Origin of the sequence: Massilia sp. DJPM01 (assembly GCF_030348125.1) — a bacterium.
GTDB classification, from domain to species: Bacteria; Pseudomonadota; Gammaproteobacteria; order Burkholderiales; family Burkholderiaceae_D; genus Telluria_A; species Telluria_A frigida.
This window is the reverse complement of sequence record NZ_JAQOZV010000094.1, coordinates 1-13,637: the sequence shown is the minus strand read 5'-3', so window position 1 is coordinate 13,637 and position 13,637 is coordinate 1. Positions and strand designations below refer to the sequence as shown.

The 13,637-nt window shown below is 55.3% G+C and carries 15 protein-coding genes and 1 pseudogene; 15 read left to right on the top strand and 1 reads right to left on the bottom strand.

Going from position 1 to position 13,637, the window contains the following annotated elements; all coding sequences use genetic code 11:
* Positions 1-59: 59 nt before the first annotated feature.
* The 12 genes and pseudogenes from PO883_RS32675 (at position 60) to PO883_RS35310 (ending at position 8,773) form a co-directional block, all read left to right on the top strand.
* Entirely contained in the window at positions 60-764 is a 705-nt protein-coding gene (locus tag PO883_RS32675) for a LuxR family transcriptional regulator (protein ID WP_289313495.1), read from the top strand.
* A gap of 11 nt (positions 765-775) precedes the next feature.
* Positions 776-1,024 (top strand): annotated as a pseudogene (locus tag PO883_RS32670) (autoinducer binding domain-containing protein); the annotation flags it as partial.
* Between the two features lie 15 nt (positions 1,025-1,039).
* Complete coding sequence (locus PO883_RS32665; protein ID WP_289313496.1) at positions 1,040-1,210, top strand: LuxR C-terminal-related transcriptional regulator; 171 nt, start codon at positions 1,040-1,042, stop codon at positions 1,208-1,210.
* 231 nt (positions 1,211-1,441) lie between these two features.
* Entirely contained in the window at positions 1,442-2,830 is a 1,389-nt protein-coding gene (locus tag PO883_RS32660) for an HlyD family efflux transporter periplasmic adaptor subunit (protein ID WP_289313494.1), read from the top strand.
* A gap of 32 nt (positions 2,831-2,862) precedes the next feature.
* The gene (locus PO883_RS32655) at positions 2,863-4,101 is read left to right on the top strand and encodes a hypothetical protein (protein WP_289313493.1); all 1,239 of its coding nucleotides are present in this window, start codon (positions 2,863-2,865) and stop codon (positions 4,099-4,101) included.
* A 78-nt stretch (positions 4,102-4,179) separates the two neighbouring features.
* Entirely contained in the window at positions 4,180-4,602 is a 423-nt protein-coding gene (locus PO883_RS32650; protein ID WP_289313492.1) for a hypothetical protein, read from the top strand.
* Positions 4,599-4,868: a hypothetical protein gene (locus PO883_RS32645; RefSeq protein WP_289313491.1), complete on the top strand. Its 270-nt coding sequence runs from the start codon at positions 4,599-4,601 to the stop codon at positions 4,866-4,868. Before PO883_RS32650 ends, PO883_RS32645 begins: the two co-directional genes overlap by 4 nt.
* Positions 4,869-5,020: 152 nt before the next feature.
* Positions 5,021-5,515 (top strand): hypothetical protein, encoded by a 495-nt coding sequence (locus tag PO883_RS32640; protein WP_289313490.1) that lies wholly within the window; start codon positions 5,021-5,023, stop codon positions 5,513-5,515.
* Positions 5,516-5,632: 117 nt separating this feature from the next.
* Positions 5,633-7,732 (top strand): peptidase domain-containing ABC transporter, encoded by a 2,100-nt coding sequence (locus PO883_RS32635; protein WP_289313489.1) that lies wholly within the window; start codon positions 5,633-5,635, stop codon positions 7,730-7,732.
* 180 nt (positions 7,733-7,912) lie between these two features.
* On the top strand, positions 7,913-8,089 hold the full coding sequence (locus PO883_RS32630; RefSeq protein WP_289313488.1) for a hypothetical protein: 177 nt from the start codon (positions 7,913-7,915) through the stop codon (positions 8,087-8,089).
* Between the two features lie 109 nt (positions 8,090-8,198).
* Complete coding sequence (locus tag PO883_RS32625) at positions 8,199-8,405, top strand: hypothetical protein (protein ID WP_289313487.1); 207 nt, start codon at positions 8,199-8,201, stop codon at positions 8,403-8,405.
* Positions 8,406-8,479: 74 nt separating this feature from the next.
* The gene (locus PO883_RS35310) at positions 8,480-8,773 is read left to right on the top strand and encodes an SdpI family protein (RefSeq protein WP_373890130.1); all 294 of its coding nucleotides are present in this window, start codon (positions 8,480-8,482) and stop codon (positions 8,771-8,773) included.
* Positions 8,774-9,198: 425 nt separating this feature from the next.
* Here PO883_RS35310 and PO883_RS32620 read toward each other — a convergent pair whose 3' ends face one another.
* A complete protein-coding gene (locus tag PO883_RS32620) occupies positions 9,199-9,774 on the bottom strand; it encodes a helix-turn-helix domain-containing protein (protein WP_289313486.1) in 576 nt (191 codons plus the stop codon).
* 214 nt (positions 9,775-9,988) lie between these two features.
* Between PO883_RS32620 and kbl the strand changes: the two genes are divergently transcribed.
* The 3 genes from kbl to PO883_RS32605 are packed head-to-tail and all read left to right on the top strand — an operon-like array spanning position 9,989 to position 13,637.
* Positions 9,989-11,212 carry a glycine C-acetyltransferase gene (kbl, locus tag PO883_RS32615; RefSeq protein WP_167087206.1) on the top strand — a complete coding sequence of 408 codons (1,224 nt, stop codon included), beginning with the start codon at positions 9,989-9,991 and terminating at the stop codon, positions 11,210-11,212.
* 16 nt (positions 11,213-11,228) lie between these two features.
* The gene (locus PO883_RS32610; RefSeq protein ID WP_289313485.1) at positions 11,229-12,191 is read left to right on the top strand and encodes an NAD-dependent epimerase/dehydratase family protein; all 963 of its coding nucleotides are present in this window, start codon (positions 11,229-11,231) and stop codon (positions 12,189-12,191) included.
* 48 nt (positions 12,192-12,239) lie between these two features.
* Complete coding sequence (locus tag PO883_RS32605) at positions 12,240-13,637, top strand: L-serine ammonia-lyase (protein ID WP_289313484.1); 1,398 nt, start codon at positions 12,240-12,242, stop codon at positions 13,635-13,637.

Genomic DNA, 13,637 nt, shown 5'->3' with positions numbered 1-13,637 from the left:
TGGTGGCAAGCTCAACTGATTTTTTTACGTTGTTTTGAATCAAAGACGGTAGAGGAATTATGCAAATCTATGAAGATTTAATGCATGAGATCGCGACTGCCTCCAGCAGCGAGGAGGGGCTCAAAGTCTTGCAGGAAGAGGCGCGTCGCCTTGGTATGCAGACAGTGACTTGGGCATTGAAGCCTGACGTCGCCTTGGGAAATGAGCAGATAGTTATGGTTTCTACCTACCCTCCGGAATGGTTGGCGCGCTACTCTCAAAACAACTACATCGCGTCCGATCCAACAGTTAAACATGGCTTGGTTTCAATACAGCCAGTTATTTGGTCAACGACCAAGAACCTTGCGCCCCAGTTTTGGGAGGACGCCGCTTCATTCGGATTGCGCGTGGGAGTCGCACAAAGCCTATGCGATAGTCATGGGCGCTGCTCGATGCTTACCTTGAGTCGCGACAGCACCGAATTCTCCCAATCGGAATTAGCTCTGAAACTACCGCAACTCGCGTGGCTGGCTCAAATTGCTCATGCCGGCATGGTCAGGCACATAATCCCTCCCGAACTTATAGATAAGCTTCCGATACTCACAACACGTCAACGTGAGATACTTCAATTGGTGAGCATCGGACTAACGTCTCAACAAATCGCGGATAGACTTCGGGTGACAAAGCACACCTCCGACAAGCACATGGACGCGGTCAGGTCTAAGCTTCATGCTGAGAATAAGATAGACGCAGTCGCCAGGGCGATACGCTTGGGCATCATTTAGACGGGGCGAATTGCCGCGCATACGATCCGACCGTCAAACATGGCTTGACATCGATAGAGCCGCTTCTTTGGTCGAATACTAAGAAACTTGTGCCCGAGTTTTGGGAAGACGCCGACTCCTTCGGACTACGCGTTGGATTCGCACAGAGCGTATGGGATCGATATGGACATTGCTCAATGCTTTCCTTGGGTCGTGACCGCACACAATTTTCGCAATCTGAGCTAGCTCTAAAACTACCGCAGCTTTCCTGGCTTGCTCAAATCGCCCACACCGGAATGGTCAGGCATATAGCCCCCGCCGAGGCTATACATGAGCTTGCGGCGCTCACCGAGCGTGAAACCGAAATTCTGCAATTGGTGAGCACTGGACTGACCTCTCATCAGATCGCGGATAGGCTTAATGTGACAAAAGCCACCATCGATAAGCATATGGAGGCAGTTCGATAAAAATTTCATGCTCGAAATAAGGTAGATGCCGCCGTTAAGGCCATTCGCTGGGGCCTGATTTAGACGGGGCGAACTGCGCGTGCAAGCGAACTAAGCAGAGCCGGGTAAGCCCGGCTTTTTGTTTTCTATCGACTATTTTTCGAGGTCAAGTGCCATCGGACATCACTATAAATCTTATAGGTACGGCAGAGTTCGATTAGGGTCCAGACGTCGAAATATGAATTTAGTTCCGTGTTCCAAATTGAGCCTGATCAGGTTCCGAGAAAATGCCGCGCCTACCATTACCGCTCTGTTGTGTGCCTTTGTAATTACCACGGAAGAATCAAAATGATATCGACGCATCCTGAGCAGGCCAGCAAGCCCACTGCATTATTGCTTGAGGACTTGTTTCGCAAGGACGCCTTGCACGCCTCTCAACAGCGGTTGGGTATGCCGGTCAAGCCCCTAGCGATGAGTGCCACAGTGCTGACCGCGTTTCTTGTGATCGTAATGGTAGTGATCGCCACATTTCTTGTTACGGCGCGCTATGCGCGCAAGGAAACAGTCTCTGGGCAGATCACGCCCAGCGCGGGCTCGTTTCGAATCGTTTCGCAACTGAACGGAATTGCCGACCGCGTGCTGGTAAGTGAAGGTCAGCATGTAAAGGCCGGCCAGGAACTGATTGCAATCTCGGCTAATCCGGTTCTTGAAAGCGGCCATACCCTTGTCGCCAGCCTGAAGTCCATTCAAGCGATTCAGCGACAAGCTCAAGAAATGAACGCGACCGCTCGGACGCAGCAGTTAGCGATGCAAATTGAAGAATTGACCGCACGCCGAGACGGGTTGAGTGTTGACCTCGCACGGCGGGGCACCTCCAAAAAAATCCTCGAAGAACGCAGACTCCTGCACGCCAAGAACGTAAGCGCCAACCAAAAATTGCTTGATGCGGGAATGGTGTCAGCCGCCGCCGGCAGACAGCATGACGATGCCTATTTGGCCGTGCAGCATGAGATTGCCCTGGCTGAGCGTGAAACAGAATTGCAGCGCAGCCAGCTTGCTCAGGTGAGCGCCCAGATCGGCAGGTTGCACGCCGAGGCCAACTTGGCGAGATCAGAGGCGACGAACCTCAAGGCCCAGCTGGATGAGCGCGGAGTGAGTCTTGAGGCCCAGCATACAGGTCGGCTGATCGCTCCGATTGACGGCATCGTGACCGCCTTGCAGCCGCGTGCTGGCACTAGCGTCAGCCCTGGACAAACGCTGGCCGTGATCGTTCCTACAACAGCCACTACATCATCAGACAGCCAGCTCGAAGTTGAACTGTGGGCGCCGTCGAAGGCGGTGGGATTTGTTCAACCAGGTGCCAAGGTTCGCCTCATGTATGACGCCTTCCCATACCAGACCTTCGGATGGGTCATGGGGTGGTTCGCGAAGTTTCGGGAACTCCACTGCTGCCAGCCGAGATGGGAGGGTCATCTTCGGGCAACGAACAGTTGTTTCGAATTCGTGTGTCACTTGCCGAGCCGACAATCGTCGCTTACGGAAGGGATTGGCGGCTCGTGCCCGGTATGCGGCTTAGCGCCGATCTTATTCTGGAAGAGCAGACCCTATTCCAGTGGATATTGGAACCACTACGTGCAATGAAAAAGCGGGCGATCTGACGTCGGAGAGTGACAATGAAAATTCCGGGAAAACTCTACGTTCCTCCAAAATGGAAAAGCTTGGACCCGCGAATTCGGAAGCGATTTCAGCAGGTGCAGAATCTCTTGTGCGGCGCTCTTAATCAACAACAGCCAACTTACGAGCAGCTTTCCCATTTCGCTTTTAGTCCGCGCAAAGAGGTCATTGTAAGAAGCTCGATAGCTGACATGGTGCGATGCCGAGCAAGACGCAGTTTAAGCATGACGCAAGAAATTGCATGCTTCCAGAAAATTATGCGGGAAGGCATCGTTTCTCCCAGTGATTCTTTGTACGAAGCGGGCGCAAAAATCCGTTATCTATTTTTCGGAAAACATGAACCCCTCAGAACATTCAATATGGCGATTGCGTGGCACGACTGGATGGTTATCTCCCCACCGATGCCAGAAGACCCCGTATTCTCTTCTTTATCAAGTTGTAATGATGGCCCGGCCATTTACAACGAACTGAATCTATACCTAATATTGCTGACCTCACATCCATATACCGATGGTAACGGCAGAGCCGCCCGCCTAATATTTAACTTTTCTCTCACCGCTGTATGTGCAGAGCCGCTTCACTACATTCCCTTAGCAGAACTCACAATTGCAACATCAGGCGCATACGAAGAATGCCTCGGTGCGGCGTGTCAGTACGGTGACTTCCGAAAGTTAATTGCGCTTTTGCTGGATTTGCTCGAATCGTATTTCGAGTTTTTAAAAATCCGAAACCTTGAGGAATCTGACAGCGACTTAGCGAGGGTACTGGACTTAGTCAAGCGCGTCAGAGGTGGCACTCTGCGATCAGGAATTAACAACTTCCCCCCTTATCTGATCTCAGTTTCAAACATTATGGAGTGCAAAGAAAAAGTCAGTGTGAATGATGGGTTCCTGAAATACCTTCTACAGATAGCACAAGCGCTTTCCGATTACTGCTCGATCGACTTTGCTCTTACCAGTTTGGCGGATTTAACTGACGACGCCAGTCCAAAAATAGGGGCAATATCCTTTTTTGTAAAGGCTCATAGAAAGGAGGAATTACTACTACATTTTCGCCAATTGCGCGCTAAGTTTCGTGGTTCGATAATTCTGCAAGTTGTTGTCGCATCCACCAATCCGGCCGATGATGCCAAGTTACTGGTGGCTCTCATGTCCCAATTTTCCATGAGCGGCAGCGACGTAAGCCGCTGTCCGGTACTGCTCCACAATTTCGATCCCGTGTGCTTTATTGATCCTTAGCCGACCGACGAATTCAAGTCGTTTACCAATTTCCGTCCTAACAATCAGGACGAAATCAAAATTTGAGAAGGAAAAATCATGCGTTTGATATCAGATGAAGCATTGGACCTCGTTGCGGGTGGTTATTCCGAGATGCCAATCATTGAAGTGATTGGATACCCTGACCCTGATCCTGGCGGTGGGGTTGGCACTTGGTATCCTGGCGGGTTCAACGGTGGGTATTCCGGAGGCGGCGAAGCATCGCATCCGGCGTCTTACATACCAACAGCGGAGGAGCAACCGGAGCCACGGCCTACACATTCCAGCCCCCTCCCCGCTCATGTTCCTGCCTGGGTGAATATGAATGATGTTCGGAACGTGGCGGTGCTAACCGCGTACTGGATGATGACTTTCATGACTTACGACAACAAGATCGAACACGGCTCGATTATCATCCGGTACCCAGACGGGACCATCGGAAGTACAGCGATCCAACACGGCGATCAAATTGAGTCAAAATGAGTTATCAGCCAAAAGAAGGTGAAAAGATCATCGGCTATATCCACACTCATCCGGCATCAGAATATTACAGTCAAACTACGCCGTCGCCTGATGATTATAAATATGCGGACATGGTCCGCAAGCACCCGGCAGCAGACCTGAACTTGATGGTATATATAGCAGATATAAAAACGGGCGGCGTCTATGAATACGACCGGGACGCCTATAAAAATCCTAAATGGGTCGGGCCGAACGTCAATGCAGATAAGTCGTTCAAGTGGCCTTAAGTTAAGGCCCGCTATTTAATTCATTTTTCGAATCTTCAAGCCATTAGAAATCAAAGGGTATCTGCAAGATTTTTGGGGAATATTGAATAATCTAGCGGGCCTTAGCTCTGCCAGCCAGGTTCGTACCTAAAAAATATTATTTGGGAAATTTTATGAAAAAATCGTTTTTATTTACTGTCTTATTTATTGCCGTGGCCGCAGAAAGCGTCGCGCAACTCCCGCCTCCTGTTACGATCCTTGCCACTGGGCACCCGGTCGCAGCCAAGGGGCAGACAATCGTCTACAGCGGCGAATGCAATAACGAAAAATACGAGATGCGAATTTCTCGCGATACGAGTAAGGTTCAATTCTTCCTGCGCCAGGGAAAACAGGCCGTGGACGTAACTAATTCAAATTTCGGCCAAACCTTCCTAAACAAGCCTTTGGCGGGCGTGTTCGCGTTTACGTGCGTGAAAGATGTGCTTCAGGCAAATTTTTGGGGCGTGGAGATTCCTGTGACCGGACCTTCCAAACCAATTGCATATTTGTTTGAGCTTAAATTCGACGGCAATATCGTGAACGATCATGGCTTGAAAGAAACGGACCAGAGCAGTGTTATAAGCATACTTACACGGGAATATTATCGCGATCGCTCAGATCCGCGTTGATGTTTGTCGCCGGCACTGCGCGCCCATAATTTCCTTCCCCCCCCCTAACCGGGGAGGTTATGCCGCGCTTTAGCGGGATCGGAAATCCGATCCCCTTTCATTTAAGGCCATTTTCTTATGCGACAAACTGAAACGGCAGAGTGCGGGCTTGCGTGCATCGCCATTGCAGCAAAACAGTTCGGGGCTCGAATTGAGCTTGCCACCATGCGTCAGAAGTATCACGTTTCCTCACGTGGTATGACGTTGAGGGAGGTCAGGGAAATTTCAGCCGATCTAGGAATGGCGGGCAGGGCGGTACGCTGTGAGGTTGACCAATTGGCGGACCTAAAAACACCTTCGATTCTTCATTGGGAGCTAAAGCACTTTGTTGTGCTGGAGCGCGTCAAGGGGAATAGATTTCATATTCACGACCCGGCGGTTGGGCAAGTCAAACTAAGTGCGAGCGAAGTATCACGTAAATTTTCCGGCGTGGCGCTTGAGATAACCGAGACGAAAGAGTTCGTTAAACGGAAAGAACGGAGTCCGCTTAGTCTCAGCTCTTGGTTTCGCCTGATTCCGGAGATGTATGGGCCGTTAATCCATATTTTGATTTTGTCATTAATGTTGCAATGCTATATTCTGGCAGCACCGCTTTTTCTTCAGCTTGCCATTGATCAGGCTGTGCACAAAAGTGATAAGGATATTCTCGCCGTGTTGGCGATGGGCTTCGGGTTTCTCTGCATTTTCAATTGGGTCGCAACCCTCCTTCGCGGCATCGTTGTCACGAGGCTGACCGCATTGCTGAATTGGGATATGACGGTGCGCCTTTTCCGGCACATGATACGACTACCGCTCCCCTGGTATCAAAGACGGAAACTGGCTGATATTCTTTCACGGTTCGATTCCATCGCACACGTCAGAGACTTGCTATCGGGTGCCTTGATTGCGGTGCTTGTGGACGGAGTTCTCGCTATCGCAACATTGATTCTCATGTTCGTGCTTTCGCCTGTGCTTGCATGGATTGTACTCGGCGGGTTTGCAATGTTCGTCGCGATTCGTCTAGGAGCTTTACCGTTGAGTATTCGCTTGGGTATGGACGCGCTTATGGCACGAATAGTCGAGAACGGTAAGCGTATAGAGAGCGTTCGCGCTATACAAACGCTAAAAGTCATGGGCGCTGAGAACGAACGTGAGGGTGACTGGGCGAACAAATTTGCCTTGACGGTCAAATGCGATCAGAAAACTGCTCTGGCGAACGTGTCATTCTCTACCATCCAAGGGGTGGTCGAAGGACTGGTAAGAGTTGTATTGATTTATCTTGGCGCGAGTGCCGTCTTGGAAGGAAAAATGAGCGTTGGTTTGTTCTATGCGGTGCTATCGTACCAAACCCAGTTCACCCAAAAGGCCGGGGCATTATTTGACCAGGTAATCAACTGGCGCATGACTGATATGTATTCGTACCGACTTGCCGATATCGTTCTGACTCCAAAGGAAGAAGGTATTGATGCCCCTGTTGCCGGACAGCCGCCTATACTTGGCGAGCTTGAATTCAAGAATTTGGGGTTTTCATACGGTTTGAGAGAGCCGTTCGTCTTTGCAGGAGTCTCGTTTACCGTGAAGAATGGCGAATATGTTGCTATCGTAGGTCCATCGGGAGCGGGTAAATCAACGTTGCTCAAGGTGCTATGCGGGCTCTATCCGGCGACACAGGGTGAAGTATTAGTGGACGGTCGGCCGCTGTCTTGGTGGGGGCCGAAATCAGTCAGGAGCGCGCTGGGCGTGGTTATGCAGGACGACGAGCTTCTGGCAGGGACGATCGCGGATAATGTGGCGTTTTTTGACGAAGAGATTGAAATGGAGCGTGTCTGGATTTGTCTGCGCCAAGCAGCAATGATAGACGACGTGATGAAAATGCCGCTGCGCGCCGAAACGCTCATAGGGGACATGGGAAGCAGCTTGTCTGGCGGCCAAAAACAGAGGTTGCTTTTGGCAAGGGCGCTGTATCGGCGTCCCAAGATTCTGGTGCTCGATGAAGCAACGTCACACCTGGACGTTGCCCGTGAAGGCGAGATCAACACCGCGCTTAAAGCGCTCAGTATTACCCGGATCATAGTAGCGCACCGCCAGGAGACGATCGACTCAGCGGATCGCGTCATCCTTTTGGATCAGGGGACAATAGTTTCGGATCGTGAATTGAAAAAATCGTCATTGATCCTGCATGGAGGCAGGCATGTATAGAACGCGCAAACTCCCGTGGTTGAGGGAAGGCCGCAGTGCGCAACAAAATGTGCGCAAAAAAGGGCCTTCAACACGGGCACTTTCCAGGGCGACCTCGGCTCGTCTCGCCGTTGTGCCGGTTACCGCCGATTCGCCTTCGCCGCCGCGCGTTCGCTGTCCAGCCTGGCCAACGCCGCCGACGTGCTGTCCAATCTCGGCTTCCTGCTCATCGGGCTGACCGCCTTCGGCTCCTCGTGGTACCACCTTGCCCCGGACGACACGCGCCTGGTCTGGGACCGCCTGCCGATCGCGCTGGCCTGCGTGTCGCTGCCTCGCCAAGCAGGGAAAAGCGCAGATTATTGGAACGTGTTTTTCTGATGGTTACTTGCCGACGTCTATGCAAGATTTTCGGCGCGTGGCGGAACAGTTGCGCTTGGATATTTTGATAACGAGCGTTGGGCACGCAAATTTCTCAAGAGGCTCTTATATGTTTGAAGGATTAGCTTACACGGCTGCTATTGGTGGTCAGTCTAGCAAATTAGAAGAAATAAGAGACGGGTTAGAGAGAATTTCCCGACAGGTGGGAGGTACGCATTTATGTTACTTTAGCTTATTTGTTCAACATGGAAGCGGTAATGTTGATGTGATGGACTTTAATGATGAAAAACGTCAATCGCTTTGGTTTTGTGATTAGAATGGGGGCTGGAAATGGAAAGTTAAAACCTTGTAAAGTGGATAGTTAGCGGATCATTCCTGTTAACTGCGATCATGGGATTTCTACTGTCGCTGCCTTTATGGCAGGGGAAGGTGCCGCCAAATCCTATTAGTGGTTTTAGGACCGCAAAAACCTTGGCGGATCCTGTGCTGTGGCACCAAGTTAACACGGCCACTGGTCGAAGTTTGGTACTGTTAAATGTACTTATCGCTATTGTCACGCTTGTGTTGCATTTCACCATTACCAAGGACCGACCTGGGCTTGCTGCACTAATTTTGACGTCCGCATTCGTCATAGGCGCGGCATTGGTGGCTCTCCAGGGCTATTTAATTATCAATCCTAGGTAAAATACGATATATGGTTGGCCGCCGACAGTCGGTACTTCCTATCCTTCCCATAACTTGTGCCGCTCACTCGACTGTGTGGGGTAGTGAGGCCTCCCACGCTTGGATGGGGGGCGCGTCTTTTATGGGGGAGATTGCCGTGCAGGTGAAAGCAGAGGTGCCGCAGTTGAGGGGCTCGGCGCAGTGCGCAAGGAATTGTGCCGGTGAACGCCGATTCGCCTTCGCCGCCGCGCGTTCGATAAGCGGGCCGCACATTCCGGCCGAAAGTTTTAAAATAACAACAGGCGCGGGGTGCTGTGCCGATTTCGTCATCGGCGACGTGATTGAAGCCAGGTATCCGGTGAACGGCCAGCCTGTCCGCAACTCGGGCGCTCGGTGCTGCCCGCGCCGGGCGGCAATTGATTTGCGCCTGCGCGGATATGACGCCTCTAGCGGTGCACCACCACCAGCAAGGCCTTGGCCTCGGTCTTGCCGGCGTTGCGGATCACGTGGTTCTGGTCGGCCGGGTAGCGCGCCGTGCCGCCCAGCTTGATTTTCTTCTTGTCGCTGCCCACTTCCAGTTCCATGCTGCCGTGCAGCACCGTCATATGCTCGCAGGTGCCCGGATCGTGCGCCTGCGACGCCAGTTCCCCGCCCGGCGCCAAAGTCAGCTCATACCATTCGTACTTTCCAGCAAGGTCCATCGGTCCCAGGATGCGCAGCACGTAGCCGGCGTGGGTGCCGGGCAGGGTCGGCGTTTCGTGGGCGTCGAGCACGCGGATGGTCTCGACCGGGCGCGTTTCGGCCGACAGCAGCTCGCCGATGGGCACGCCCAGGGCGTTGGCCAGACGCCAGGTGATGGCGATCGTGGGGTTTGCCTTCTCCCTTTCGATTTGCGATAACATGGATTTCGACACGCCGGCGATCCGCGATAAGTCCTCCAGGGTCAGGCCGCGCGCCAGCCGCAAGCGTTGCAAGGTGGCGCCTACTTCAGGGGGGGAATTGCTCGATACGGGTGGTTTCATCGGGTTTTCGGAACGGTGATCAAACAAAAAATTTCCATACATATAAGCAAAGCGAGGCTTGCCAAGTTCACTCGCCTTGGGTAATATCCATTATATTGAATTTGTGTTCGACATAACGGAATTTAACGGATCGGATGAATCCGTGCGGTCCGGAACACGGTACAGCATAGTCCAACAGTCGGTCAAGCCGGCAACCACATGACGAGGAATAATGATGAGCGAGCAAGCGAAAAGTGCCTTTTTCAGCGGCCTGCAGCACAACCTGGACACGCTTCGCGAACAGGGCCTGTACAAGCCGGAGCGCGTGCTGGCGTCGCGCCAGGGCGCCGAAGTGGTGGCCGACGATGGCCGCACCCTGATTAATATGTGCGCCAACAATTACCTCGGCTTGTCGGGCGACCTGCAAACGCAGCAGGCGTCGATCGAGGCCACCGAAAAATACGGCTACGGCCTGTCGTCGGTGCGTTTCATCTGCGGCACCCAGACCGTGCACAAGGAACTCGAAAAGGCCATTTCGGCCTTCCTCGGCACGCAAGACACCATCTTGTACGCGGCCGCGTTCGACGCCAATGGCGGCGTGTTCGAGCCGCTGTTCGACGAGAACGACGCCATCATCTCCGACGCCCTCAATCACGCCTCGATCATCGACGGCATCCGCCTGTGCAAGGCCGGGCGCTATCGCTACCAGCACAACGACATGGCCGACCTGGAAGTGCAGCTGCAGGCCGCCATTGCCGCCGGCAAGCGCCACAAGGTCATCGTCACCGACGGCGTGTTCTCGATGGACGGCACCATCGCCCAGCTGGATAAAATCTGCGACCTGGCCGACAAATACGGCGCGCTGGTGATGATCGACGAATGCCACGCCTCCGGCTTCATGGGCAAGACCGGGCGCGGCACGCACGAACACCACAACGTCATGGGCCGCATCGACATCATCACCGGCACCCTGGGCAAGGCCCTGGGCGGCGCGATGGGCGGCTTTACCGCCGCGCGCAAGGAAGTGATCGACACGCTGCGCCAGAAATCGCGTCCCTACCTGTTCTCGAACACGCTGGCGCCATCGATTGCCGGCGCCTCGCTGTCGGTGCTGGAGCGGATCTCCAAGTCGACCGAGCTGCGCGACCGCCTGCACGAAAACACCGCTTACTTCCGCAAGGAGATCGAGCGCATCGGCTTCACCATCAAGCCGGGCACCCATCCGGTGGTGCCGGTGATGCTGTTCGAAGCACCGGTGGCGCAGCGCTTCGCGGCGCGCATGTACGAGCTGGGCGTGCTGCTGAGCGGCTTCTTCTACCCGGTGGTGCCGATGGGGCAGGCGCGGGTGAGGGTGCAGCTGTCGGCCGCGCACACGCGCGCACAGCTCGACACGGTACTGAAGGCATTCGAACAGGCCGGGCGCGAGCTGGGCATTCTCAAGAATCAAGAACACTCATAATACGGAAGTCAAGCACATGGAACGCATTCTCATTATCGGCGCCAACGGCCAGATTGGCAGTGAACTGGTCGGCGCGCTGGCGCAGCAGCATGGCGCCGGCAACGTCATCGCCTCGGACATCGGCGCGAACAACGTGTACAAGGCGGCGCGCTACACCCAGCTCGACGTGCTCGATAAAGCGCGCCTGGCGGCCCTGGTGGCCGGCGAAGGCATCACCCAGGTCTACCAGCTGGCGGCGCTGCTGTCGGCTACCGGTGAACAGGCGCCGCTCAAGGCCTGGACCCTGAACATGGATGGTTTGCTCAACATCCTGGAAGTGGCGCGCGAACGCGGCGAAGCGGGCAAGCCGCTGCGCGTGTTCTGGCCATCGTCGATCGCCGCGTTCGGCCCGAATACGCCGCCCAAGGCCACGCCGCAGTACACGGTGATGGACCCGACCACCATCTACGGCATCAGCAAGCTGGCCGGCGAGCGCCTGTGCGAGTATTACTTCACCAAGTACGGCGTGGACGTGCGCAGCATCCGCTATCCCGGCATCATCAGCTACAAATCGCCTCCGGGCGGCGGCACCACCGACTACGCGATCGCGATTTTCCACGCGGCCCTGCGCGGCGAACGCTACGAATGCTTCCTCGGCCCCGACACCACGCTGCCGATGATCTACATGCCCGACGCGATCCGTGCCACCATCGAATTGATGGATGCCCCATCTAGACAAATCGCAGTGCGTTCTGCCTATAATGTGGCCGGCGTATCGTTCAATCCGGGCGAACTGGCGGCAGCAATCCAGCGCGTCTTGCCGGCCTTCGAGATCGGCTACAAGCCGGACAGCCGCCAGGCGATTGCCGCCAGCTGGCCGCAAAGCCTGGACGACAGCGTGGCCACGGCCGACTGGGGCTGGAAGGCGCAGGTAGGCCTCGACCAGCTGGTTGCCGACATGCTGGCCAATATCGACGTCAGCCTCACCCAGGCTGCCTGATTTGTTTCACCGACACACACCACATAAAAAACATACAAGAGGCAACTGATGGACATGAGCGTATTCGACCTATTCAAGATCGGCATCGGGCCGTCGAGTTCCCACACCGTGGGGCCGATGGTGGCGGCGCGGCGTTTTCTGGTCGAATGCGGTCCGCTGGACCATGCGGTGGGCGTGGAAGCGGCGCTGTATGGCTCACTGGCCCTGACGGGTGTGGGCCATGCGACCGACAAGGCGGTCATCCTCGGCCTGATGGGCGAAACGCCGCAGGGCGTGGACCCGGAGCGGGTCGAAGACATGCTGGCCGAAGCCGAACTCGATGGCGTGATCAAGCTGCTGGGCGCCCACGAAGTGCCGTTTTCGGTCCGCACCGGCCTAATTTGGCACAAGAGCTCTTCGCTGCCCGAGCACCCGAACGGCATGCGCTTCACGCTCAAGCTCGATGACGGCAGCGTCATCGAACGGATTTTCTACTCGGTTGGCGGCGGCTTCATTCACGCCGCCGGCGAAGCGCAGGCGCGCCAGAGCAATGGCGAGAGCACCGCGCCGATTCCTTACAGCTTCGACACGATGGACCAGTTGCTCGCGCACGGCCGCAGCAGTGGCCTGTCGATCCCGCAAATGCTGCGTGCGAACGAATGCGCGCGCATGGATGGCGCGGCGCTCGACGCCGGCATCGACAAGATCTGGCAGGTGATGCGCGACTGTATCGCGCATGGCCTGGTGACCGGCGGGCAGCTGCCCGGTGGCCTGAACGTCAAGCGCCGCGCGGCCAACCTGTGGAAGCAGGCGCTCGACGCCAAGAATGGCGACAACCGCGCCAACGACTTGCCGCACGATGCGCTGCACCAGGTCAGCCTGTATGCGATGGCGGTAAACGAAGAAAACGCCGCCGGCGGACGGGTGGTGACGGCGCCGACCAACGGCGCGGCCGGCATCATTCCGGCGGTACTGCGCTACTACGCCGAGGATTGCCGTCCGAGCGATCCGGTGCGCGGGGTGCGCGACTTCATGCTCACGTCGGCCGCCATCGGCATGCTGTGCAAGAAGAACGCCTCGATCTCGGGCGCCGAAATCGGCTGCCAGGGCGAAGTGGGCGTGGCTTGCGCGATGGCCGCGGCCGGGCTGGTGGCGGCGCTGGGCGGCAGCAATGAACAGATCGAGAACGCTGCCGAAATCGGCATAGAACATCACCTGGGCATGACGTGCGACCCGATTGGCGGGCTGGTACAGATTCCGTGCATCGAGCGTAACGGCATGGGCGCGATCAAGGCGATTACCGCCGCCTCGCTCGCGCTCAAGGGCGACGGCACCCACTTCGTCAGCCTGGATGACGTGATCGAAACCATGCGCCAGACCGGCGCCGACATGCAGGACAAGTACAAGGAAACCTCGCTCGGCGGGCTGGCGATTCATGTGGTGACGGTCAACCACGCCGCTTGCTAA

Coding starts and splice junctions, on each gene's coding strand:
- PO883_RS32605 (WP_289313484.1), top strand. CDS start 12,240: ATGGACATGAGCGTATTCGACCTATTCAAGATCGGCATCGGGCCGTCG.
- PO883_RS32645 (WP_289313491.1), top strand. CDS start 4,599: ATGAGTTATCAGCCAAAAGAAGGTGAAAAGATCATCGGCTATATCCAC.
- PO883_RS32625 (WP_289313487.1), top strand. CDS start 8,199: ATGTTTGAAGGATTAGCTTACACGGCTGCTATTGGTGGTCAGTCTAGC.
- kbl (WP_167087206.1), top strand. CDS start 9,989: ATGAGCGAGCAAGCGAAAAGTGCCTTTTTCAGCGGCCTGCAGCACAAC.
- PO883_RS32635 (WP_289313489.1), top strand. CDS start 5,633: ATGCGACAAACTGAAACGGCAGAGTGCGGGCTTGCGTGCATCGCCATT.
- PO883_RS32640 (WP_289313490.1), top strand. CDS start 5,021: ATGAAAAAATCGTTTTTATTTACTGTCTTATTTATTGCCGTGGCCGCA.
- PO883_RS32655 (WP_289313493.1), top strand. CDS start 2,863: ATGAAAATTCCGGGAAAACTCTACGTTCCTCCAAAATGGAAAAGCTTG.
- PO883_RS32665 (WP_289313496.1), top strand. CDS start 1,040: ATGGTCAGGCATATAGCCCCCGCCGAGGCTATACATGAGCTTGCGGCG.
- PO883_RS32610 (WP_289313485.1), top strand. CDS start 11,229: ATGGAACGCATTCTCATTATCGGCGCCAACGGCCAGATTGGCAGTGAA.
- PO883_RS32650 (WP_289313492.1), top strand. CDS start 4,180: ATGCGTTTGATATCAGATGAAGCATTGGACCTCGTTGCGGGTGGTTAT.
- PO883_RS32620 (WP_289313486.1), bottom strand. CDS start 9,774: ATGAAACCACCCGTATCGAGCAATTCCCCCCCTGAAGTAGGCGCCACC.
- PO883_RS35310 (WP_373890130.1), top strand. CDS start 8,480: ATGGGATTTCTACTGTCGCTGCCTTTATGGCAGGGGAAGGTGCCGCCA.
- PO883_RS32675 (WP_289313495.1), top strand. CDS start 60: ATGCAAATCTATGAAGATTTAATGCATGAGATCGCGACTGCCTCCAGC.